General features: G+C 33.9%; 23 protein-coding genes. 7 read left to right on the forward strand and 16 right to left on the reverse strand.

All coding sequences use genetic code 11. The annotated features are described in order from the left end of the window. The first annotated feature begins 5 nt into the window (after positions 1 to 5). From CGC48_RS10345 to truA, 3 genes are all read left to right on the forward strand, one after another. The gene (locus CGC48_RS10345; RefSeq protein WP_098029505.1) at positions 6 to 764 is read left to right on the forward strand and encodes a rhomboid family intramembrane serine protease; all 759 of its coding nucleotides are present in this window, start codon (positions 6 to 8) and stop codon (positions 762 to 764) included. A 96-nt stretch (positions 765 to 860) separates the two neighbouring features. Continuing rightward, positions 861 to 2,243 (forward strand): tetratricopeptide repeat protein, encoded by a 1,383-nt coding sequence (locus CGC48_RS10350; RefSeq protein ID WP_098029506.1) that lies wholly within the window; start codon positions 861 to 863, stop codon positions 2,241 to 2,243. A 2-nt stretch (positions 2,244 to 2,245) separates the two neighbouring features. Further along, positions 2,246 to 2,995 (forward strand): tRNA pseudouridine(38-40) synthase TruA, encoded by a 750-nt coding sequence (gene truA / locus CGC48_RS10355; RefSeq protein WP_098029507.1) that lies wholly within the window; start codon positions 2,246 to 2,248, stop codon positions 2,993 to 2,995. Here the strand turns inward: truA and CGC48_RS10360 are convergent. Together CGC48_RS10360 and CGC48_RS10365 are read right to left on the reverse strand one after the other, a co-directional pair. Continuing rightward, complete coding sequence (locus tag CGC48_RS10360; RefSeq protein WP_098029508.1) at positions 2,992 to 3,864, reverse strand: beta/alpha barrel domain-containing protein; 873 nt, start codon at positions 3,862 to 3,864, stop codon at positions 2,992 to 2,994. The genes truA and CGC48_RS10360 overlap by 4 nt on opposite strands. Then, a complete protein-coding gene (locus CGC48_RS10365; RefSeq protein WP_098029509.1) occupies positions 3,842 to 4,528 on the reverse strand; it encodes an HAD family hydrolase in 687 nt (228 codons plus the stop codon). Before CGC48_RS10365 ends, CGC48_RS10360 begins: the two co-directional genes overlap by 23 nt. A 136-nt stretch (positions 4,529 to 4,664) precedes the next feature. On the opposite strand from CGC48_RS10365, the gene CGC48_RS10370 reads away from it, so the two are divergent. Continuing rightward, positions 4,665 to 5,993: a TrkH family potassium uptake protein gene (locus tag CGC48_RS10370; protein ID WP_098029510.1), complete on the forward strand. Its 1,329-nt coding sequence runs from the start codon at positions 4,665 to 4,667 to the stop codon at positions 5,991 to 5,993. 2 nt (positions 5,994 to 5,995) lie between these two features. Then, positions 5,996 to 6,646: a potassium channel family protein gene (locus CGC48_RS10375; RefSeq protein ID WP_041990246.1), complete on the forward strand. Its 651-nt coding sequence runs from the start codon at positions 5,996 to 5,998 to the stop codon at positions 6,644 to 6,646. 15 nt (positions 6,647 to 6,661) lie between these two features. Here the strand turns inward: CGC48_RS10375 and CGC48_RS10380 are convergent, their stop codons facing one another. From CGC48_RS10380 to CGC48_RS10395, 4 genes are all read right to left on the reverse strand, one after another. Then, entirely contained in the window at positions 6,662 to 7,537 is an 876-nt protein-coding gene (locus CGC48_RS10380; protein ID WP_317045456.1) for a YeiH family protein, read from the reverse strand. Between the two features lie 120 nt (positions 7,538 to 7,657). Beyond that, positions 7,658 to 10,267 (reverse strand): heavy metal translocating P-type ATPase, encoded by a 2,610-nt coding sequence (locus CGC48_RS10385; RefSeq protein WP_098029512.1) that lies wholly within the window; start codon positions 10,265 to 10,267, stop codon positions 7,658 to 7,660. Between the two features lie 264 nt (positions 10,268 to 10,531). After that, on the reverse strand, positions 10,532 to 10,858 hold the full coding sequence (locus CGC48_RS10390; RefSeq protein WP_098029513.1) for a hypothetical protein: 327 nt from the start codon (positions 10,856 to 10,858) through the stop codon (positions 10,532 to 10,534). Between the two features lie 139 nt (positions 10,859 to 10,997). After that, the gene (locus CGC48_RS10395) at positions 10,998 to 11,636 is read right to left on the reverse strand and encodes a ribonuclease H1 domain-containing protein (protein WP_098029514.1); all 639 of its coding nucleotides are present in this window, start codon (positions 11,634 to 11,636) and stop codon (positions 10,998 to 11,000) included. 282 nt (positions 11,637 to 11,918) lie between these two features. Between CGC48_RS10395 and CGC48_RS10400 the strand changes: the two genes are divergently transcribed. Next, entirely contained in the window at positions 11,919 to 12,911 is a 993-nt protein-coding gene (locus tag CGC48_RS10400; RefSeq protein WP_111995083.1) for a YihY/virulence factor BrkB family protein, read from the forward strand. A 61-nt stretch (positions 12,912 to 12,972) separates the two neighbouring features. Here the strand turns inward: CGC48_RS10400 and CGC48_RS10405 are convergent, their stop codons facing one another. From CGC48_RS10405 to CGC48_RS10440, 8 genes are all read right to left on the reverse strand, one after another. Then, the gene (locus CGC48_RS10405) at positions 12,973 to 13,257 is read right to left on the reverse strand and encodes a winged helix-turn-helix domain-containing protein (protein ID WP_098029515.1); all 285 of its coding nucleotides are present in this window, start codon (positions 13,255 to 13,257) and stop codon (positions 12,973 to 12,975) included. After that, positions 13,250 to 13,834 carry a hypothetical protein gene (locus tag CGC48_RS10410; protein ID WP_098029516.1) on the reverse strand — a complete coding sequence of 195 codons (585 nt, stop codon included), beginning with the start codon at positions 13,832 to 13,834 and terminating at the stop codon, positions 13,250 to 13,252. Before CGC48_RS10410 ends, CGC48_RS10405 begins: the two co-directional genes overlap by 8 nt. A gap of 51 nt (positions 13,835 to 13,885) precedes the next feature. Then, a complete protein-coding gene (locus tag CGC48_RS10415; RefSeq protein WP_098029517.1) occupies positions 13,886 to 15,805 on the reverse strand; it encodes a TonB-dependent receptor plug domain-containing protein in 1,920 nt (639 codons plus the stop codon). Between the two features lie 28 nt (positions 15,806 to 15,833). Continuing rightward, positions 15,834 to 16,586, reverse strand: a complete 753-nt coding sequence (locus tag CGC48_RS10420) for a hypothetical protein (protein ID WP_098029518.1) — start codon at positions 16,584 to 16,586, stop codon at positions 15,834 to 15,836. Positions 16,587 to 16,800: 214 nt separating this feature from the next. Next, positions 16,801 to 17,472, reverse strand: a complete 672-nt coding sequence (locus CGC48_RS10425) for a hypothetical protein (RefSeq protein ID WP_098029519.1) — start codon at positions 17,470 to 17,472, stop codon at positions 16,801 to 16,803. An 84-nt stretch (positions 17,473 to 17,556) separates the two neighbouring features. After that, positions 17,557 to 17,787 carry a hypothetical protein gene (locus CGC48_RS10430; RefSeq protein ID WP_018280138.1) on the reverse strand — a complete coding sequence of 77 codons (231 nt, stop codon included), beginning with the start codon at positions 17,785 to 17,787 and terminating at the stop codon, positions 17,557 to 17,559. A 115-nt stretch (positions 17,788 to 17,902) separates the two neighbouring features. Then, complete coding sequence (locus CGC48_RS10435) at positions 17,903 to 18,577, reverse strand: SIMPL domain-containing protein (protein ID WP_098029520.1); 675 nt, start codon at positions 18,575 to 18,577, stop codon at positions 17,903 to 17,905. A gap of 39 nt (positions 18,578 to 18,616) precedes the next feature. Then, a complete protein-coding gene (locus CGC48_RS10440; RefSeq protein WP_098029521.1) occupies positions 18,617 to 19,261 on the reverse strand; it encodes a rhomboid family intramembrane serine protease in 645 nt (214 codons plus the stop codon). 54 nt (positions 19,262 to 19,315) lie between these two features. On the opposite strand from CGC48_RS10440, the gene CGC48_RS10445 reads away from it, so the two are divergent. Beyond that, positions 19,316 to 20,179 carry a lysophospholipid acyltransferase family protein gene (locus tag CGC48_RS10445; protein WP_098029522.1) on the forward strand — a complete coding sequence of 288 codons (864 nt, stop codon included), beginning with the start codon at positions 19,316 to 19,318 and terminating at the stop codon, positions 20,177 to 20,179. Between the two features lie 554 nt (positions 20,180 to 20,733). Here CGC48_RS10445 and CGC48_RS10450 read toward each other — a convergent pair. Together CGC48_RS10450 and CGC48_RS10455 are read right to left on the reverse strand one after the other, a co-directional pair. Beyond that, positions 20,734 to 22,503 carry an alpha-amylase family glycosyl hydrolase gene (locus CGC48_RS10450; protein WP_098029833.1) on the reverse strand — a complete coding sequence of 590 codons (1,770 nt, stop codon included), beginning with the start codon at positions 22,501 to 22,503 and terminating at the stop codon, positions 20,734 to 20,736. Positions 22,504 to 22,650: 147 nt separating this feature from the next. Next, entirely contained in the window at positions 22,651 to 23,379 is a 729-nt protein-coding gene (locus CGC48_RS10455; RefSeq protein ID WP_098029523.1) for a TrmH family RNA methyltransferase, read from the reverse strand. Positions 23,380 to 23,417 lie beyond the last annotated feature (38 nt).

A 23,417-nucleotide genomic window follows, 5' to 3' on the forward strand; every position in this document is an offset into this window, starting at 1 on the left:
AATTTATGGAACGTATAACGCAGACAGTTAAGCACTTAATAATAATAAATGCTATTTTCTTTTTCGTCGTACAATACAACCTCATACCGAGTTTAAATCTGAAGGAAATAACCCCAATTTATTTTTTTGAAAATCCAGAATTTCATTGGTGGCAGTTTATTTCTCATATGTTTATGCACGGAGATTTAATGCATTTATTTTTCAATATGTATGCACTTTGGGCTTTTGGGAGTCCGCTGGAACATATTTGGGGGCGAAATAAGTTTTTGTTTTTCTACCTTTCGTGCGGAATTGGGGCGGCGTTAATACATTCTGGTGTAAATTATTATTATTTTCAACAGGGACTTCAGGCTTTGGAAGAAAGTGGATTTTCTACTGAAATGATAAAGAGTGTTTTAGCAGAAGGTAAGTACAATACGGCTTGGGAGCTCGTCATTCCCAAAAGTACTTTTGATGATATGATGTCAGCATATTTTACACCAGCCGTTGGAGCTTCAGGGGCAATTTATGGTATTTTGGCAGCATTTGCAATGATGTTCCCTGATGCTAAGCTGATGCTTTTCTTCATTCCTTATCCTATAAAAGCAAAATATTTCATTCCAATTATAGTTGGTTTGGACTTGTTCTCAGGAGTTACAGGTTTCTCTGTTTTTGGAGGAAATATTGCTCATTTTGCCCACGTGGGAGGAGCTTTAATGGGCTTTTTGATGATGTGGTACTGGAGAAAAAAATCATTCGACCAGAATCGTTGGGATAGAAGATAAACAAAATTTAAGTAAGTAGAAAATAAAAGTAAGGTATTGATAAACAACTATATGCCTTTTAACTTTTGTTTGTAAAATTAAAGATAAATCAGTTTTATGCAATTTTTTTCAGAAGAAGAAAATTATTCTGTTTCAAAATTTGAGTCAATGTTACAAAAAAATCATATTTTGTTTTTTGATGTTGACGAATTTGAAGAGATTATCGAATATTATTTAGAATTAGGAAAAATGAGTAAAGCCAAACACGCATTGCAAATTGGCTTAAATCAGCATCCTTCGGCTATATCACTGAAACTCTTACAAGTAGAGGTAATGATTTTTGAAGATGAATTGCAACAAGCCTCCGTAATTCTTGATGAGTTAGAAATGATAGAGCCTTCAAATTCAGAAGTTTATGTGCAGAAAGCAAACTTATATTCCAAATTAAATCAGCACGAAAAAGCAATTGATTTACTAAAATATGCTCTTCCGTTGGCCGATGATTTGGTAGATGTTTATTCCCTCATCGCGATGGAGTATCTTTTTATCGAAAATTATCAGGAAGCAAAAAAATACTTCAAAAAATGCTTGTCAGAAGATATTGAAGACTATATGTCGTTGCAACAATTGCTTTTCTGTTATGATATTTTAGAAGAGAATGATGAAGCGATTGCTTTTTTAAATGCTTATTTGGATAAAAATCCGTATTGTGAAGTAGCGTGGCACTATTTGGGTAAGCAACATTTGGTAAAAGAGGAATTGAATGAAGCTCTGAGATGTTTTGATTTTGCCATAATTAGTGATGATACTTTCACAGGAGCTTATTTTGAAAAAGCGAAAGTGTTGGAAAAACTTGAAAATTATCAAAAAGCTATTGAAAATTATAAGATTACTCTTACTTTAGATGATGCTTCCCCTTTGGTATATTTGCATATAGGGCGTTGTTTTGAGAAAATGAATGATGATGTTACAGCCGAACAATATTATTTTAAAGCTGTTCACGAAGACCCTCAATTAAGTAAATCTTGGCTTACATTGGCTGAGTTTTACTACCTGAGAGGAAATCATTCCAAAGCCCTGAATTATATAAACAAAGTATTACTTCTTGAGGATAATAATCCATACTATTGGCGTCGTTGTGCTGAAATCAATTTCTGCCTACAAGATTATGAACGAGCAGAGTATGCTTTTAGTCAGGCAGTTGAGTTTGGTGATTATTCATTAAACACATTAATAAACTGGACAGATTTGTTGTTGTTGAATGAGGATTATGTTAAGGCTCTGTCTGTAGCTTCAGATGCAATGCGTATTTTCCCTGATGAAATAACTATGTTTTATCGTGTTTCGATTGCTTTTGCTGGAGTTGGAAATATATCAGAATCAGAACATTATTTGAAAATTGCCTTTGAGAAAGGAAGAGAATGGATTGCTTTTTTTGATAAAAAATTTCCAGCATTTTTTAGTTTAGACTTTGTGAAAGAAATAATGAAGAAAAACTAAGAATGCGATATTTTATAGAATTTTCATACAACGGAAAAAATTATCACGGTTGGCAAAATCAGCCTCATTCTGTTAGTGTTCAGGAAGTTATGGAGAAATGCCTCACTACACTTTTACGAACAAAAATAGAAATTGTAGGAGCAGGAAGAACTGATAGTGGTGTACACGCTTTGCAAATGTTTGCTCATTTTGATACTGAAAAAACTATTGATAATCAGTTAGTTTATAAGTTGAATTCTTTTCTACCTAAAGATATTGCTGTCCACCAAATTCATAAGGTGAGAGATGACGCTCACGCTCGATTTGATGCAATAAAAAGGACTTATGAATATCATATTTCGACTTATAAAGATGTATTTCGTTATGAGTCAAGTATGTATATAAATCTTCCGTTAGATGTGCAAAAAATGCAGGAAGCTGCGAATATTCTTTTTAAATATACTGATTTTCAAAGTTTTTCAAAATCAAATACAGATGTAAGAACTTATAATTGTAAGATTTATCAGGCTCTTTGGAGGCAAGAAGGGGAATTGTTAATCTTCACAATTTCAGCAGACCGATTCTTACGCAATATGGTACGTGCCATTGTGGGAACATTAATTGATGTGGGTTTGAATAAAATATCAGTTGTTGATTTTCAGAATATTATAGAAAGTAAAAATCGTTCTAAGGCAGGAGCTTCTGTACCAGCTTGTGGACTTTTCTTAAAAAAAGTAGAATATTCGGAAGATATTTTCGTGAAAAATGATTAGCTACCAAAAATCTTCATAGCTTCGTTGTAACTACTTTCAAACGCTAAAAGATTTAGTTGAGTTGGAATTTTTTCTTTCTGAAAGTAAGAAATCAGTTTTTCTGTAGGCATATTTCCTACGAGTTCATCTTTTGCCATTGGGCAGCCTCCGTAGCCACGTATAGCTCCATCAAAACGCAAACACCCTGATTTATAAGCACTATTTACTTTTTCAAACCAATTATGGGTAGAAGTGTGAAAATGGGCACCAAACTCAACATTTGGATATTTGGAAATCAAGTGTGAAAATAGGTTCGTTATCACATTGCCTGTGGCAGTTCCTACAGTATCAGAAAGCGAAATTATCTGAATATCCTTTTTGATAAGTTTTTCAACCCATTGCTCTACAATTTCTTCATTCCAAGGGTCGCCATACGGATTGCCAAATCCCATAGAAAGATAAACGACTAATTCTTTTCCGTGTTTATCTGTTTGATTTTTAATATAATCCAAAGTGATGAGACTTTCGGCTATGGTTTTATGAGTATTACGCATCTGGAAGTTTTCAGAAATGGAGAAAGGATATCCCAGATAGTCAATTTGTTGAAAGGATAAAGCATCGTCAGCACCTCGTTGGTTGGCAATAATGGCAAGTAACTTGCTTTTGGTTTTGCTCAAGTCCAAACTTTCAAGAACTTGCGGTGTATCTGCCATTTGTGGTATGGCTTTGGGCGACACAAAACTTCCAAAATCAATAGTGTCAAATCCCACATTCAGAAGCGATTGTATGTAATTCACTTTATCTTTCGTAGGAATAAAACTTTTGAATCCTTGCATTGCATCGCGGGGACATTCAATGATTTTTATGCTATTTTCCTGAGGATTTTTCATTAATTTTGATTAGATTTTCGATAAAATCATCTGTAATATCATTCATAGAGTGAATTAACAAATCGGACTTTGAAAGGTCTTGATTTCCTGAGTTTGGGTTTTTAAATCCGATGCAATTCATTCCTGCACTTTTGGCAGCTTGTACTCCATTTTTACTATCTTCCAGCACCCAAAAATTCTTAGAATCAGCTTGATACCATTGGGCTACTTTTGTAAAAATTTCAGGAAAAGGTTTGCTGAATTTCACATCGTCACCACTCATAATCACATCAAAAAAATGACTGATATGTATTTTTTTTGTGAAATAATCAATCAATTTTCGTGATGAAGAGGAAGCCAAAGCCAGTGAAAATCCGTGATTTTTGAGTTTCTGTATAACATTTTTAACTCCTTCAACTTCTGTAACTTCAATTTCTTCAAAACGCTCATAAAAGTAGGTTCGATGAAATTGTAATAACTCTTCAGCCGACTTTGAGAGAAGAGCGTCTTTCTTTATTTTTTCCCACATAGGAATTGCTGACATTCCCGTCAGTGTCTCTTCGATATAGCTTTTTGGAAATTGAATTTCAAGTTGTTGGAAAACTTCATAAATGATTTGACAATGCATCGGTTCACTATCTACCAATACGCCGTCCATATCAAAAATAAAATATTTTGGAGTCATTATGATTGTAATATTTTGAAGTCAAAAGTAGTATTTTATTTGAAATAAACAAATGCAATATTTGAAAAAAAAAATCATATTCTTCGGTTTTGTTCTGTTGAGAAATTGTTAAATTTGCACCCATTTTTGAAGTGTTATGACACGAAAATTTTCACCATATTCTTTAGTGATTTTATCATTTATTGTACTGATATTTGTCGGAACTATTTTACTGACAATGCCGTTTTCTTATACAGAAAATAACGAGGTGGATTTCTTCGATGCTTTGTTTACGGCGACTTCAGCTGTTACTGTTACGGGGTTGGTAGTCAATGATGTAAGTTCTGTTTTTACAATCTATGGTAAAATAATACTGATGGTCTTAATCCAAATGGGGGGATTGGGATTACTTACTTTTTCATCTGCAATTATATTATTGATATCCAAAAAAATAGGATTTCATACCAAAAAAATAGTCGCTGAAGGATTAAATCACGTAGCCAAGTTCGACATATATTCACACATCAAAAAAGTGGTGTTTGTGGTGTTTGTCATTGAGGCTGTTGGAGCATTGTTTCTTTTTGGGCAATTCATTACCGAGTACGATTTTTTTACAGCTGGGTTTTATGCCGTTTTTCATTCAGTTTCAGCCTTTTGCAATGCTGGTTTCGGGTTGCTTCCTAATAATTTAGAAAATTATGTTTTTAATCCTTTTGTAAATTTTGTTATTGCCTTTTTGATTATATTTGGTGGCTTGGGCTTTGCGGCTATCATTGAAATATACGAATTTATACGAGGTAAAAGAAGAAATATAAGTATCAATACAAAATTTTCATCATTAATAACTATTATTCTTCTGATTTTAGGAACATTACTATTTTTCGTGTTGGAATATAGCAATGAAACCACACTTGCTAACAAGAATATTTTTGAGAAATTATTGATAAGTTTTTTTCACTCAACATCTTTGCGTACAGCGGGGTTTAACACAATTCCTCTGGCAGGAATCGGAGGGGCAACAGTACTTTTTTGTGCTATATTTATGTTCATTGGAGCTTCACCAGGTTCAACAGGAAGTGGGGTAAAAACGACGACTATCGGAATTTTATTCTTAGGAATTAAAGCGGCGTTACTTAACAGAGAATATATTGAATTTTCAAAACGAAGAATTTCTTGGAGAGCGTTGAATAAAGCATCGGCATTAACCATTATAGCGATGTTCTACATACTTACAATGATTATTATTATGGCAGAGTTGGAGCCAGATAAAGATATTTTAAAAGTAGCTTTTGAATTGATGTCTGCTTTTGGAACGGTTGGACTTTCAATGGGAGTTACTCCTCATTTGACGATAGCTTCAAAGGTAATTATCATATTCACAATGTTTTTGGGTAGGGTAGGACCTTTAACCATTGTTTTGGCTTTATCCAGAGACAGCCGTAAAGGAAAATACAAATATCCGAAGGAAAATATTTTAATAGGTTAGTTATGAAGAATTATTTAGTTATTGGGTTAGGAGAATTTGGTAAATCCGTAGCCAAAACACTTTACAAAAATAAAGCTACGGTACTTGCTGTTGATATGTCCGAAGAATTAATCAGACAGGCATTAGACGAAAGAATTATAGATGATGCAATCATTTTGGACGCAACAGACGAAATAGCACTCAAAAATGTTGTTAAAGATGATTTCAAAACGGCTTTTGTCAGTGTGGGAGATAATATTCAGGCAAGTATTTTGATTACGCTGTATTTGAAAGAGTTAGGGGTCAAAAATATTATTTGTAAGGCCGTAAATCACACTCAAGGAAGGGTATTGGAGAAAATCGGGGCAACGCAGGTAGTTTTCCCAGAGGAATCAATGGGAGAGAAAATTGCTCTTACTGTGTTGAGACCTACTGTAATTGAATATTTTAAATTTTCTGAGGATTATTTTATTTACGAAATCAAGATTCCTAATAACTATGTAGGTAAAACCCTGAAAGACCTCAATTTAAGACGAAAATACGATGTAAATATCTTAGCTGTAAAGCATTCCGACGGAAAAATGAACGTGACACCTAATCCAGAAACGAAACTCAATCAAGAAGATTTACTAATTATTTTGGCAAAAGAAAATGTAATAGACGAAATTCTTTAAGAAAAAATTAATCGATTAATAGAGTCCATTTCGTATTATTTCCAAACTTCCAAAACTTATCATAACCCAAAGAATTACAGCAAAAAGCAAAGGTCTTAGCCCAATAGTGCGTAGCTTTTCACGGGTTAATGTGGCACCGATAAGGAAGAGTGTTAAATGCAGTATTGATTTGGAAACCAATGTGATTTCCTTATTCACACTATTGAAAATAGGAAAGTAAGTATTAACAACAATCGCCAAAACAAAAGCAATTATAAACCAAGGAATTTTAATTTTGGAATTATTGCTTTTAAACAAAAACATCGTTAGGAAACACAACGGAATAATCCACAAAGCTCTGGCTAACTTTACTATGGTTGCAATTTTCAGGGCTTCATCGCCAAACTTTCCTGCCGCTCCCACAACCGAACTTGTATCGTGAATTCCTATCGCACACCATAACCCAAACTCTTGCTGTGAAAGGTTTAGCCATTGCCCGATAATTGGATATATAAGTAATGCTAATGAGTTTAAAGTGAATATAATAGCCAATGCTATAGAAACATCTCTACCTTTAGGATTTACAATAGGAGTTACGGCAGCAATGGCACTTCCTCCGCAAATGGCAGTCCCAACAGACAACAAAAACGAAAGTATGTTTCCTAATTTCAATAATTTCCCTAAAAAATATCCCCCAACTAAAACAAATAGAATGCTACCAATGGTAAGCAAAAATCCAGAGCTACCAGCCTGTAACGCTTCATCTAACCTCAATCCGAATCCTAAGCCAATAACTGCAATTTTCAGTAGAAGATGGATATACTTATTGAGTTGATTCTGAAAACTATTTTTAAAGAATAACGCCCAAAAGAAACCTAAAAGCAAAGCCACAGGTGATGATATCCAAGGCATTAAACACAGACAACAAAAAAAGATAAAAAATACATTATGTAACTTGATGTTGTTAATTTGCATTTTTAGTTTTTACGTTTTTTAAAAGAAAATATCCAAAAGTACATAATCGAACTTGTTTCACAGCTTTACATTTCTCAATCGTAAGGCATTGACTATTACGCTTACTGAACTGAAACTCATTGCTAAAGCTCCTAACATTGGCGAAAGTAAAATTCCGAAGAAAGGAAACAAAATTCCTGCTGCAATAGGAATTCCGATGGTGTTGTAAATCATCGCGAAAAATAAATTCTGCTTAATGTTTTTCACTACATAATGGCTTAGTTTCTTAACCTTTACAATGCCGTTAAGGTCGCCCTTCACTAATGTTATTTTGGCACTTTCTATGGCTACATCGGTGCCTGTTCCCATTGCGATACCCACATTGGCTTGTGCAAGGGCAGGAGCATCATTGATACCATCACCTGCCATCGCTACGATTTTCCCCTGTTGCTGTAATTTTTCTATTTCGTTTTGCTTATCTTGGGGCAACATTGATGCTTTGTAGTTTTTTAAACCAATTTCATCAGCTATAGCCTTTGCGGTGAAAGGATTATCGCCTGTTAGCATTATAATCTCTATTCCCAACGTTTGCAGATTTTTCAAAGCACTTATTGTAGTGGGTTTTATGGGGTCAGAAATGACTACAGCCGCAATAATTTCCTTATTCTCAACTAAAAAAGAGAGTGTTTTTCCTTTCTGTTGCTCTTGCTTTACTTGTTTGTTTATTGAAATGGGAAGCAAAACACCTGCATCTGCAAGGAGTTTGTCATTTCCAAAGTAATATTTGTTCTGCCCTAAAGTCCCCGAAACTCCTTTGCCTGAAATGGCTTTGAAATGTGTTATTTCGAGGCTGGTTATGTTGTTCTGTTGAGCGTAATCATTGGTAGCTTTGGCAAGTGGGTGTTCACTATTTTTGTTTAAGGAATAAATGATGGTTAGTAACTCCTTCTCGGTGTGATTTCCAAAGGGAATTATCTTCTCTAAGTTGGGTTTCCCCTCAGTTATGGTACCTGTTTTATCAATAACGAGTGTATCAACAGCATTCATACGCTCCAAAGCCTCCGCATTTTTGATAAGAATTCCGTTTTGTGCCCCCCTGCCGATGCCTACCATCACTGACATAGGTGTTGCTAAGCCCAAAGCACACGGACAAGCGATAATCAGTACAGCAATGGCATTCACCAGAGCATAAGTGTAAGCATTTTCCTTCCCAAAGATAATCCAGAGGACGAATGTCAGCATCGAGATGATAATTACAATGGGTACGAAGTATGATGAAATCGTATCAGCAAGTTTTTGAATGGGAGCTTGGCTTCGACTGGCTTTCTGAACCATATCAATAATCTGAGAAAGCAATGTTTCTGCTCCTACCTTTTTGGTTTGCATTATGAAACTGGTTGTGCCATTGATAGTTCCTGCCGAAATGGGGTCTCCTATCTGTTTTTCAACAGGAATAGGCTCTCCTGTAATCATACTTTCATCAATGATTGCTGTGCCTTGCGTGATTATTCCATCAACAGGGATTTTATCACCTGGTTTTACCCTCAAAAAGTCATCTTTAACAACTTCACTGATAGAAACTTCTTTTTCTTGACCATTACTAATTTTGATGGCTGTATTAGGAGCTAAACTCAGCAACATTTTGATGGCATTTTGCGTTTTTCCGTGTGCTGAAGCCTCCAATAATTGTCCGAGCATTACCAAAGTGAGAATGACGGTAGTAGCTTCAAAATAAACGTGTACCTCTGCGTGATGTGTTTTAAACTGAGCAGGAAACCAATTAGGGAAAAGCATTCCTATTACGCTGAAAATCCACGCTATTCCGGCTCCAATTCCAATAAGGGTAAACATATTGAAGTTCAGAGACTTCAAACTTTTCCACGCCCTTACAAAAAATATGTTACAGAAGTAAAACACAACAGGCAAAGAAAGTATGCATTGTACCCAATTCCAGTATTTTTGTTCCATTAAGCGATACAAAATGTTGTTAGGAATCATTTCGCTCATTGCAATAATGAAAATGGGAATGGTAAAAGCCACCGAACCCCAGAATTTATACCGAAGTTCCTTCAATTTTTTGTTTTCTGAAGAATTTTCATCAGAAGAAAAGGCTGAAACTTCCTCCACTAAATCCATTCCACAGATAGGACAATCTCCCATCTTGTCATAGGTTTTGTCGCCCTCGCATTGCATTGGACAATAGAATGTTACATTGCTTTTAGATATGTTTTCGGTCGTTTTTGAAGTATTTTCGATTGTTTGTTCAAAAGTTTTATGCAAGGAATAATGAGTCCCTTCTAAACTTCGGCTTAATTTGGCAAATGAAATGGGTTTTGACAGACGCACAACAACTTTTTTTCCCTTTGCATCGACTGAAATTTTCTCCACGCCATCTATTTCTTGCAACGCTTCACGAACCGTATTTTCACAACCCGAGCAACTCATTCCTTTTACGAAGTATGTATATGTTTGTGCATCAGTCAAATTAGTGTGAATGCTGTAATTTGTATTCTCCAACGCTTTTTCGAGTAAGGAAAAAGGAATTTCCTCATCAGATTCTATTTGAGCTTGTTGCGAATCCAAATCTATTTTTACTGAATGAATATTATTAAGGTTTGAAAGGGCTTTTTCAACACTTCCTATGCAGCCATAGCAACTCATTCCTTTAATATAATATGTCTGTTTCATAGTGTTTTACGATTGATTAGGTATTGTTAGTGACTTTTTATGAAAGAATTTCTTGCAAAATTATAAAAAAAATAAAACAATAAAGGTCATATTCCATCTGTAATTACTATTTTATACCTTTTCCAGGCTCTGAACTATTCTTTTGATTATCAGTAGAATGATTTTTATAGTATGAAATATCTTATAAATATTTATAGATATTATTTTTGTAAAATATATGATTTTAAGTAAGATATAAAATATTTTTTTGAAATTCAATATAGTTTATAAATTATTTCTGAAAATATTTATGATAATAACTGATATTGAATAACTATTTGGGATAGTCTTTTTAATCATAATTACCACCTCAAAGGTCATAATTACCACCTCGAAGGTCATAATTACCACCTCGAAGGTCATAATTACCACCTCGAAGGTCATAATTACTACCTCAAAGGTCATAATTACCACCTCAAAGGTCATAATTATCATCTCAGAGGTTATAATTATCATCTCAGAGGTTATAATTATCATCTCAAAGGTCATAATTAGTATCTCAGAGATTATCTGAACCATCTCAAAGGTCATCTGAACCACCTCAGAGGTCATATTTATCAACTTAAAAACTCATTAGAGGGTGATTATAATTAAGAAAAAGAAAGAAAATATGGTAGGGAAGAGGCATTAAAAAATCCGTTGTGTAAAATGGATTTACAAAACGGATACAAGGCTATTTGTGATGACTTTTTTAATTGTTTTTTCTCCCAAAGTCAGCAGGAATTTCGCCCCACGCTCTGGTTTGCCACTTTAGGATATGATTTGGAAAAGTGTTTTCGTGTAACCAAATTTCGGCACGTTCAATCAGTTCAAAAATTTTATGGTTTTTGTCGTTTTTCGTGATATTAGTTTTGCATTTTTTTTGTCTTATCCAGTTGATAGCAATCTGGCTATCAGAGTATATGGGTGTAGTTTGATTGTGTTTTTTGAGTAAAGCCAAAGCGTGAACAATTGCCAGAAACTCGCCTATATTGTTTGTACCTCCTTGCATTGGTGAAATCCTGAAAAGTTCCTTTTGGGTTTGTGTATCAACACCTCGATATTCCATTACACCAGGGTTTCCACTACAAGCAGCATCTACGGCAACGGAAGGAATTTTCGGACTTCCGATTTGTTTTAATTCATTTTCAGATAGTTCTGATTTAAAAAACGTTTTACCTTTGTAATTATCAAAACTTTCAGAAAAAGCCTTTTGAGCCAGTTCTAGAGAGGGAAAAGCCTTATATTTAGCATCTTGGAAACCCTCCACAGCCTTTTTGCACTGCTCCCACGAGGTGAAAATACCTGTTTGATGTCCGTTCCAAACTACGTAAAATTTCTTTTTAGCCATTCTTATTGAAGTTGGGCAAAGATAACTATTTTAACCAAAAGATAGAATTTCTCCTTAAAGGAAGATTTCTTCAAAAAATGCATATTATTGTTAATTTTGATGATTTAGATGATAGAATAAATGATATTTTTGAAATTTTAGCTATTTATGATTGGTTATTTATCTGTTTTTTTGGATAAAAATAGTTTTGGGCTTTTTATTTTTTTCAAAATCCCTATCTTTGTCCGCCAGAATATAATTCGTTGAATATTAATTAAAACAGAAAATATAGTAAAAATCAGTATGATAAAAAAAATTACAAACCATAAAATATTCAAACTTTTCAAACTAACATCACTGGAGTTTTTGGAGGATAATTGTCTGAAACTAAGTGCATCTTTGTCCTACTCCACGATTTTCGCATTGCCTTCGTTAGCGATTTTAATCATCTCATCGGTAGGATTGTTTTACGATGCCAATCAAGTTTCGTCCGAATTTTTCCATCAACTTGCTGATTTAGTGGGAGAAAAATCGGCTTTGCAAATTCAATCCGTTATCGACAACATACAAATTGACGATTCAGGAAGGATAGTCCAATGGATAAGCATCGCCACACTTATTTTTACGGCTTCGGCGGTATTTGCTGAAATTCAGAGTTCTATAAACTATATTTGGGAACTGAAAGCCAAACCTCAAAAGGGAATTTTACGCATTATCATCAACCGATTGCTTTCCTTTGCGATGATTGGAGCTTTGGGTTTTGTGCTGTTAGTCAGTTTGTTAATAAACACATTTATTGATATTTTATTCAAACAATTATCACGAATGTTTTCGGAGAATTCAGTTTATCTTGCTCAGATTTTTAATATTGCAATTGTTTTTTCGATAGTTACAATTATATTTAGCTTCATTTTCAAGACCTTACCTGACGGGAAGTTAAAATGGAAGGATACGCTCATTGGGGCAGGATTTACTTCTATTTTGTTTATGTTGGGTAAATTTGTAATCGGGAATTATTTGGTAAACACTGCTAAATTAGATGTTTACGGAGCGGCAGGTTCTGTTTTGGTTTTGTTGGTATGGGTTTATTACTCGGCAATCATACTTTATTTCGGAGCAGTTTTTACCAAAAATTATTCGGAAATGTATGGAACTCCCATAGAGCCAAGCAGTTACTCTGTTCGTGTCATCATAGAGGAAAGGGAAGTAGATTATCCGAAACAGCCTTCGGAAATTGCTGAAAAACACGAAGATATGTCCAATAAAAGAAAGAAAATTGACCAAAAAGCAAGTTGATTTTCTTAATTGAAAAATGTATGAGTTGAAGTCATACATTTTTCATTTGTTAATCATTTGTCTATTTATTCAAATATCCTTTCAACGCCTCTACATACTCCTCAAAGGCTTCTAAGCCTTGGGAGGTAAGAGTGAGTTCCGTGTTGGGGTAATTATCTTTAAATGATTTAGTTATGCTGATGTATCCCGCTTTTTCAAGTTTACCTATTTGCACACTGATGTTTCCCGAAGTAGCTTGAGTCACTTCTTTTATGCGATTGAAATCTGCCTTTTCTTCTGAAACCAAAAGCGACATAATCGCCAACCGCAACTGCGAATGTAAAAGAGGATTTAAATTTTTAAACATTTTTGTTCCTTTTTTTATAGTCCGAATGCAACTGAATTCCTGGAATTAAAAACAACAAAGCTGCTAAAACTACGGTTATCAAAATGGTGTAATATCCATAATTGATAAACAAAGTACTGTAAACCAATATAAAAGAGATAAGCGAAGTGCTTATCCAAAGTCGGTTTTTCAGCTGTAATGCCGTTGCCAGAGAAGCCATTGCAAAAGGTAGGTATATCAGTACAATAATCCACTTGGAAGATTGTGTAAATCCGCCCACCATTGCACCTATTCCCGCTACGAGCCAAATCCAGTCCATCCAGTCGGTGCTTTTGCCTTGTTTTTCGGCTTTTATGCCTTTTCGCATTTTGGCAACAAAGGTAAAAATAAATCCCAAAGGCATCAAAATAAGCCACACTAGTCCCGATTTATTGAAATGAAAATCAAATTGATACATCAGGAAATGTATAGTTCCTGCTAACATAATGAGTACACCCCAAAAGATGAAGAAAAATCCATTTTGTTCGTACTTTTGTTTGCGTTTATTGATAATCTCTTGAATGATTTTCAGGCTATCATTGGGTTGTAATTGTTCCATTTTTATTGAATTTTAAATAGGTTACAAATATAATTTAATTTATTTTATAAATCAAAACCGCACCATCATTCCGAAATAGAAAATCCGTTTTTGAAGGTGGTTGTAATGTAAATTTGTGTAATCCGAATTGTAATACACTGAAGCAGAATTGTTCAAATTCAACAGATTATTGACAGAGATAAAAGCGATAATTGCCGTTTTTCCTACGAAAAAAAGTTTGTTTACTGAAAAATCCAAACGCTTATAACGAGGTGTTTCACCAGAATACCAATCACCGAAAATAGGTTGAAAATCATTGGCTTGTGGATTAAAAACCGCTGATTTCACGGGGGTAAAACGATTACTCGGACGCGTACTGAAAACCAATGAAGCCGTAAACCACTTCGGATTTTTGTATGTTAATTGTGACTTGATAAAGTATTTTAAGTTTAAAGGTGTATTATATTTTTGATTTCCAATGATATACTTCTGATTTAGAAAAATATTCGACACTGAAAACGAAAATCGATGATTCAATTTAACCTCCGTAGAAGCCTCACTTCCAAAGGTTTGTGTTTTATCAAATTGTTCGTAATGATTGGCTACAACATCGCCTCTATCTGCTTTTAAATATACAGCTACTGAAACATTAAACTTTTGATTTTCATAGAGATAATCTAAAGCAATTTGATGACTGCTCAAGACATTGAAATTCCGAATAATATAATTGGGTGTGGTATAGCTGTGGTATTTTCCTGCACTGAAAATCAATCGATGCTCGTTAGTTGGCGTGTAATTGACTGAAAATTGGTAACTTGTGAAACTTTTGGTATTTTTATGAAGAAATGTATTTTTTCGCAAAGCCGATGAAAAATTCCATTGATTGTTAGGCGAATAATTGGCATATACATAAGGTTCTACATAGAAAAAATCAGTTGTTTTTTGATTAGTAAAAGTCGGGCTCTCAGGCTTTAAACTGAAATAAAATTGAGGTAAAACTTCATTGTAATGATAGCGAAATACCGAAGCATCTACGCCATATTGCATACTAAACGCTCTCGAAAACTGAGTTTTAAAGCCCAAACCATTGAAAATCTGTAAGTTTTTAATTTTGGAATCAATGTTTCCAAATTTGAATTCCGAGTGGGAAAAATCTACCATCGAAGCCCAACGAATTTTCGTTTTCTGCGTAAAATAATCCAAATTATTCACCGAAAAAAAGCGTTTTTTGGACGCTTCAACATCGCCTGAAAAATTCAAAGAACGATTCAAAACCGAATATTTTTCATCAATAAAATAATTAAATGTATTGAAAGACAAGTTTTTATTAATTTTCAGATGTGTGTTTGCTCCCAAATCAAAAGTGGAAAAATGATGTAGTTGGTCTAAACTTTTTTTGTTCAATCTGATAATAGCATCGCTAAACTGACAATTGGCGTAAATTTGCGTAAAATTGTTTTCACCGAGTTTCTGATTTCTCATCAGTCCAATATTGGAAAGTGCCAAAGAAATTTGTGTAAATTCGCTAATAGGTTGGGTTTTAGTTTCTATTTCTACCAATCCCGCACTTGAATTACCAAAATTCAAAGGTGGGTTACTCGAATAAACATATTGTTTATCAATAAGTTCAGTATTGAAAAGTGAAAAATTTCCCAAGCCATCATTCCGACTGAAACGCACGGGATTTAACACAGGCGAACCGTTGAGATAAACCCTTGACCTATCGGGACTTCCACCTCTAAGCGAGGGGTTAGCACTCTCATCTGTATTAGTGGAAGCGGGAAGTGTGGTAATGGCTTTGAGCGGGTCGGCGTTGGCAGCAGGATTGAAATAAATATCTAATGAATTGAGTTTGTTCACCGCAAATTTTTCAGAAATTGGGTCTTTTTTCACGATAACTACTTCTTCTAATTGGTTGATTTGGAGACTGTCTTGTTGAGCTTGTACAAAACTGAAAACAAGTAAATTAAGTAATAAAAATAGTGTTTTCATAAGGTAAGGTATAAATGATGTTCATTTTTTACTTTTCAGAAAACTTTTCGTGAAATTTTGTCTCTAACTCATTCGATTTTTCTTTTTGATTATCAGAAGAATACCTTTTTAAAAGGCTTTGATAAGCTTCCTTCTTTCCCCAAGTAGGCAAATGTTCGGAATTTTGGTTCGGTTCAGGGAGTGAAATGGCTTTCAAAAGTGAAGTTTCTGCCTTTTTACCTCCGCCATATTGTTTGGGAATATGCGTATCGTAATTGCCCTCCACATAGTGCAAACGCGGATTTTCCTTTTGCAAACGAAAGCCTTTTTGTAGATTTTCAAGAATTTCGGCATCAATTTGCATCGCTTTCATCTGATTTTTCATAAAAATAAACGATAAACTCAAATTGTTGGCTAATAGGGCATAATCTTCGGCGTTTTTATTTTTCTTATCTTGTAGAATATCAATACTTTTTTGGTTGTATTCACTCGCTTTTTCTTTGTTATCTGTTTTCAAATAGAAAATGGTTTGATAGAGATGCAAGTAAGATTTCCAATACAAATTCCATTGGTTATTTTCCTTATTTTCAGAAAGTTGCTTTTCTAATTTTTCTAACGGAAGCCCGTTTTTGGTGGCAAAAGCCTCGTTCAAAGCACTTTCAATTTTCTGTTGAATTCCGTTAAGGGTAAATAGATTTTCTACTGCTTGAATTTCAGTAGTTTTTGAATTTTGAGCTTGTGTATTGATTGCAAGAAATGAGCAAACCACAGCAAAAACGATGTTTTTAAAATTTCTGTTCATTATATTTGTTATTTGTAAATTAGTTTATGTTATAAATTAAATATCTAAAAAAAACACTTCCTTTCCTTTGTTAGTGCAAATATAAATTAGTTTATTTTATAAACCAAATGTTTTTTAAAAAAATCAGACAATTGCTATAATCATCTGATTTTTAGTTTTTTTATTGAAACAATAAATGTGTTGATATTGAATATTTTATAAAACAAAATATCTCTTAAAATAAGGCAGCTCCTACGAAAACACCCACACTGCCGTGGTATTTTTTTGCAGGACCATACCAATCCAAATTGGTTCCTAGTCCGAAATTAATATCCTTATAAATAACGCCTAATCTTGCCATTATATAACTTCTAGCGTGGTATTCAAAATCGGTAGTCTGTACATAAACCCCTTGTAAACGACTGTAATAACGCCAGTTGTCATTGATTTTAGGTCGGTATTCTACCAATGAGAAAGTTTCAAAAGTTCCGTTTTTGGTCAAATCTATACGAGGGTTCACTACAAACAACAAATCAGGCTTGGCATAAGAATAGATAATCCCCGCTGAAGGACGAAATCCGCCTGGAGGAGTTGCTTGAAATCCTGCAATCACATCCACTCCTTTTACCACCTGATAAGACACATTAGCCTGAATCATATAGTCTTTGATGGGTTTATTATCCCATTCACCGAGTATATTGGTTACTCCGAAGAAACCTAATTTTGGTACGCTTTGTAGCTTTTTTATAGTGGTCATCTGAAAGGCAACGCCTCTGTTGCTCACCAAAAATTCCGTAGATACGGGTGGATTTTTAACAGGTTTTGGTTGCTCTTGTGCAGAAATGCCAGACACTGAAAATAAAATTGATAAAAATGTGATTTTTTTAATGCTGTTTTTTAAATTCATAGTGATTATATTTGATGATGTTAGTGACTATTTTTTTGAAAGAGTTTTTATGATTTTTTATATGATATATTATGGAAAAGAAATTTATAAATCAAAAACAGAATTCCTTTTAGTGTAAAATAAGTCCTTGATACGTAGTAAAAAAGCTAATAAAAGATATACTCCAAACCAAGCTCCAAGTGTAGCAAAAGTTCCATAAATGAAGAAGATACGGACATCTTTGGCTCGTATTCCCAGTTTCTCGGATAAACGAGAAGAAACAGCAAAGCCATACTTTTCGAGAAAAAAACGAAAATTAGAAAGATATTGCTTCATAAGAAAAGAGTTTCAATTATAGAATAATAATGTAAAGATTAAAAGGTATTTACACGTTTTTAGAGTGAAAATAAATGTAAAAAAATCTTTATAAAATAAAAGTAGAATTAAAAAATTACTGTTTTAATAACTCGAAACTTATGTTGATTTTAGCTTCAATAGCGATAGTTCCAACAGCTAAAGTTTCTTTTGGAGTTCCACTTTCTTTTCTTAGAGCCATAAATTCAGCATTACGAGGAATACTAAAGTTTGATGATAATTCACTAATAGAAAGTGCTTTTCCAATATTTTGGTCTAAACTTACTGCATAAAAAAGTGCTTTTTGTCGTGCGTCTTCCACAGCTAATAGCCTAGCTTCACGCAAAAAATGTTCTTTATTTTTTACATCAAAAGAAATATTATCTATCTGATTTACACCCGCTTCAAAGATAGATTCCATTAAAGATTCGTATTTATTGATATCTTCCAGCTTTATGTTAATACCTTGCGATATACAATATTTATAGGTTTTTGTATTAAAATCATAATATTTTTCTAATGAAATGTGGCTGGTTTGGAAGTTTTCCAAAGGTAGTTCATTGGTAAGAATTTGAATAACTTTTGCAATGGCTTCTCCATTTTTTTGCTTCAAATATTTTACATCATTGCCTTCATTTTTAATGCTTAGTGAAATATTAACAATATCAGGAGTCGCATAAGTAATGCCTTCGCCCATTACGTTTACCATTGGGACAGATTGTGCTGAAATCATAGTGGATACTAGTAAAAATAATAATAAATAAGGTTTCATAATATAATTATTCTAAATCGTTTTGTACTAAAATAAGGCTTATCGTTCAATTTTCTTGCGAAAAACAAACAGCAATGCAATAGGAACTAACATTCCCATAATTAATAAAGGTTCTCTGTTAATTAACGATGGTTGGTAAGCAAGAGCGTAAATAAGTCCTCCTACTGCCCCTCCAAAGTGTGCCGAATGACCTATATTATCCGTGCGTGACTTCATTCCATAAATTGAATATAACAAATAACCAATCCCAAAAATATATGCAGGCATCGGGATTACAAAAACAATAATCATCATTTGTGGATTAAACAAAATCGAAGCGTACAAAATTCCCGTAACAGCTCCACTTGCTCCAACTGCAGTATAATAGGGTTCGTTTCTGTGGAAGAACAACGCAAACAAACTTCCTAAAACTAAGGAAAATATGTAAACGAGTACAAAATGCGTAATTCCTGCGTAGGCAATGACAACATCGGCAAAGAAAAACAATGTTATCATATTAAAGATAAGATGTTGCCAATCAGCGTGAAGAAAACCACTGGTTATCATTCGCATATACTCTCCACGTTGAACTTCACGAATGCCAAATTTATATTTGTTAAAAAAAGAATAATCTTTGAAACCTTGCATTGAAAACAATACGTTGGCAATAATTATAGCAAGAGTTGCTAAACTTAAATTTCCCATATACCAATTTTTTTCGGACAAATATAAGTATATTTGCAGAAATTTTTGATATAGATGGATTTATTCGTATATATAATAGCATATCCGATTATTTGGATACTTTCAAAATTACCTTTTAAATTGTTGTATGTTGTATCGGATTTTGCTTATCTTATAGTGTATAAATTGTTTAAATTCAGGGTGAAAGTTGTTCGGAAGAATTTGAACACTGCTTTTCCTTTTAAAACCCAAACCGAATTATTGAGTATAGAGAAAAAATTCTACAAACATTTTTGCGATATATTCCTTGAGATGATAAAATCTTACGGAATGACCGAAAGAGAAATGAAACAACGAATGACCTATACCAATCTGGAAATATTCAAAAATAGAGATATCCAAAACCGGAGTGTTATTCTAATGTGCGGACATTATGCAAGTTACGAATGGCTACTTTCACTGGCGTACTATTTAGAACATAAACCTTACGCACTTTACACGCCTCTGAGTAACAAATATTTTGACCGACTTGTTCAAAAAGTACGAATGAAACATAAAAGTTTTCTCCTTTCACGTTACAGAGCAAGTGTTGAAATGAAAAAACATAAGGACAATGGACTGATTTGTTGCTATGGTTTCGCAGCTGACCAAGTGCCTAACAACGCTAAAAGTTATCGCCGACCTTTTTTAGGACTTCGCGTCCCTGTATTTACAGGAGCAGAACGAATGGGCAAACAGCTCAATACCGTGATTTTGTTTGCAAATATTCAAAAAATAAAGCGAGGATATTATCAAACTACTTTCGAAATATTATCGGAAAATCCTACTCAAGTTCCCGATTATCAAATAACTGATATGTTTTTTGAGCGATTGAATAGGCAAATCTATAAACAACCAGAATATTATCTCTGGACGCATAATCGTTTTAAAAGAATGTGAAAAATTTTTAGCAGAAATATATTTCAAGTTGTATGTTTTTACTCTTTTGTGAGATTATATAACACAAAAGAGTATTTTTTTGCTCGAATATATGTGATAATTGAGTAAAACAATGATGTTTTGCGTTGTTGTATCGTTGCAATTATGTAAAACGTGATTGTTTTGCACTATTGTATGGTTACAATTATATAAAACATACTTGTTTTGTGCTGTTGTATAGCTACAATTTCATAAAACACGATTGTTTTAAGTTATTGTATCGTTATAACTATTTGAAATAAGATTATTTCGTATTTTTTTAAATAAGAAATAAAGTTCAACCAGAATGGTTTTATATGTTTTCTATGATTTATTTAGAATTTATATCTCTTTTAAAAAAATGTTCCCACAAAAAGTACATATACACAGATTAATTTTACATAACCCTCTGTAAAAAATGTACTATTTGTGGGATTTGAAACTAAGATATTCCTTTCATCAGACAGAAACTGATACGAAAAAGCTGTATGTATGGTTTACATCTTGGTTACTATTTCTTGCTTTATTTTTTATTCTTATTTTTTTGAAATTTTAAACACAAGTGATTGCAATGGAGCAATATCCACACGCATTTTTCCTTGTCCGTTGACAACTTGTAGGGTTGTTTTTTGGTTTTCGTAAAGGACATCGGTTGTGGTGTACGCCCCGTCGTTTAAAAACCAACTTCCGACTACAAACTGAGGAATTTGCAAATCAAATCCAAATGCGTCCGTATCACTAAAATTCACAACAATAATCCACTGGTTTTCTTCATCACCTCGTACAAAAGCATACACTTTATCATTGTAGAATTCGGTATGTTTTCGGTTATGTTCGTGTATGTCAGCATAAAATCCGTCTACGTCCAAATTAAGCAAACGTTTGTAGAAATCACGAAGTTGTTTCTCATTTTCAGAAAGTTGTCCTCCGTCAAATTGCTTATTATTTACCCAACGTTGGTGTGCGGGAACGCCCACATAATCGAAAATGGAAGTACGTGACGGACTACCAAAACCGCCTCGTTCTGCTCCTTTTTCGCCCACTTCTTGTCCAAAATATATCATTATAGGTGCATCACTAATGAGAGATGAAACCACCATAGCGGGTTTTGCTTTTTCAGCATATCCAGCAAATTCAGGCGAGGCGATACGCTGCTCGTCGTGATTTTCTAAAAAGTGAAGCATATTTTCTGAAATATCCGATAACTCCTTCTGTATGGGAGCAATAGCATCGGTGGTGCGTCCGTGTGAGATAATCCCTCGAAGTGTGTCGTACAATTGTACTTTATCGTATAAATAGTCCATTTTTCCTTTACGGATATAATCGCGGTAGGCTTTTGGGTTGTAGATTTCTGCCAACAAAAAAGCATCAGGATTTTTCATTTTGATGTTGGAATTCAGATAACTCCAAAATTCTACGGGAACCATCTCTGCCATATCAAAACGGAATCCATCTACTCCTAAATCAAGCCAAAAAAGTGCAATATCTTTGAATTTTATCCATGTATTGGGCAGATTTTTTCCTTCCCAAAAAGAAAAATGTGCTTTGTAATCCTTGTCGTTGAAATCTTCCGAAAGTTCGGGAAAATCTTTTGTGCCATCGGGACGGATACCAAAATTAAGTTTTACGGTTTCGTACCAATCATTGAAGTCAGGTTTTGATTTGCGTGAGCCATTGCCTGTCCATTTAGCAGGAAATTCGTGAAATTTTTGCTTTTCAGTGAAAGATTCGCCACCCAAAGGCAAATAACCTTCGGCATAATTAGGTACTTCAAAGGCTTCACCAGGGTTGTAGTAAAAGTTATTGTTCACATCGTATTGTACAGAAGTGTTGTCTTCTTCCCCAAAACCTTTGATACCGTTTGGTTTTGAGATACTTTCGTACTTACGAGCCACGTGATTGGGAACAATATCGATGATTACTTTGAGTCCGTTTTTGTGGGTGCGTTCAATCAGGGCTTTGAATTCCTCCAAGCGATTTTCGGGATTGTCAGCCAAATCAGGATTTACGTTGTAGTAATCTTTCACGGCATAGGGCGAACCAGCACGTCCTTTTACCACTTCGGGAGAGTCGTCAGACACCCCAATAGACCTGTAATCACCCACCAAAGCGTGATGAGGAACGCCTGTAAACCAGATGTGTGTGGCTCCTAAATCCTTAATTTCTTGCAGAGCTTTGTCGGTAAAATCCGAAAATTTACCCACACCATTTTCTTCTTTTGTTCCCCAAGGTTTGTTGTTTGTATTGGTATTACCAAAAAGACGCGTAAATACCTGATAGACTACTTTTTTGTTTTTTTCTTTCATTTGTTTGCTGGGTTGTTCCTCCTTATTTTTACAAGCGGCTGCAAAAAAAAGAAAAATTAAGGAAGAAAACAGTAATGTTGAAATATTTTTTTTCATAGAAAATTAATTTTTTATGATTAAATAGAGTAAATTTTTGAGATTGTATGATTATTTTTCTTTTCTGGCTTCATTTAGTAAAATGGCGGTTGCGGTTGCAACATTTAGGCTTTCAGTTTGTTGTACTTGTCCAAAACGTGGAATTGTAATTTTTTTGGTCGCAAGTTTGAATATTTCCTCAGAAATTCCGTTAGCTTCATTACCCATTATTAGGATAAAATCTTCCTGAAAAACGGTTTGGTGTACATTTTCACCATTCATTGCTGTTGCGTAAATTGGTAATGCTATGTTACTTAAAAAGTTTTGTAAATCAGTGTAATGTATTTTTATCCGACTTAATGAACCCATCGAAGCTTGTACAACTTTTGGATTGTAACAATCGGTTGTTTGTTCACTACAAACTAATTGTTGAACACCAAACCAATCGCAAAGTCGAATAATAGTTCCTAAATTTCCAGGATCACGAATATCGTCCAGAGCTAATATAAGTCCTTTATGCTGAATGGGTTGCTTTTCTGGGATTTTAAAAATGGCAATGCCTTCATCAGGGTTTTTAAGTGAGCTTATTTTTTTTAGTTCTTCTTTTGTGGTAATAGTTGTTTTGCTTTTAGGTAATTTGTCGGAAAAATATTCTGTGACAAAAATTTGTTCAACATTAAAGTTTGAATGCAGAAACTCAAGAATTGATTTTTTGCCTTCGACGATAAACATTTGATGCTGAAAACGATATTTTTTTTGTTGTAACTTCTGAATAAGTTTAATTTGATTTTTGCTAACCATAAAAAATATGTATTTTTGAGCCCTAAAAACAAAAGTTT

The organism is Capnocytophaga cynodegmi (assembly GCF_002302475.1).
Classification (GTDB): Bacteria; Bacteroidota; Bacteroidia; order Flavobacteriales; family Flavobacteriaceae; genus Capnocytophaga; species Capnocytophaga cynodegmi.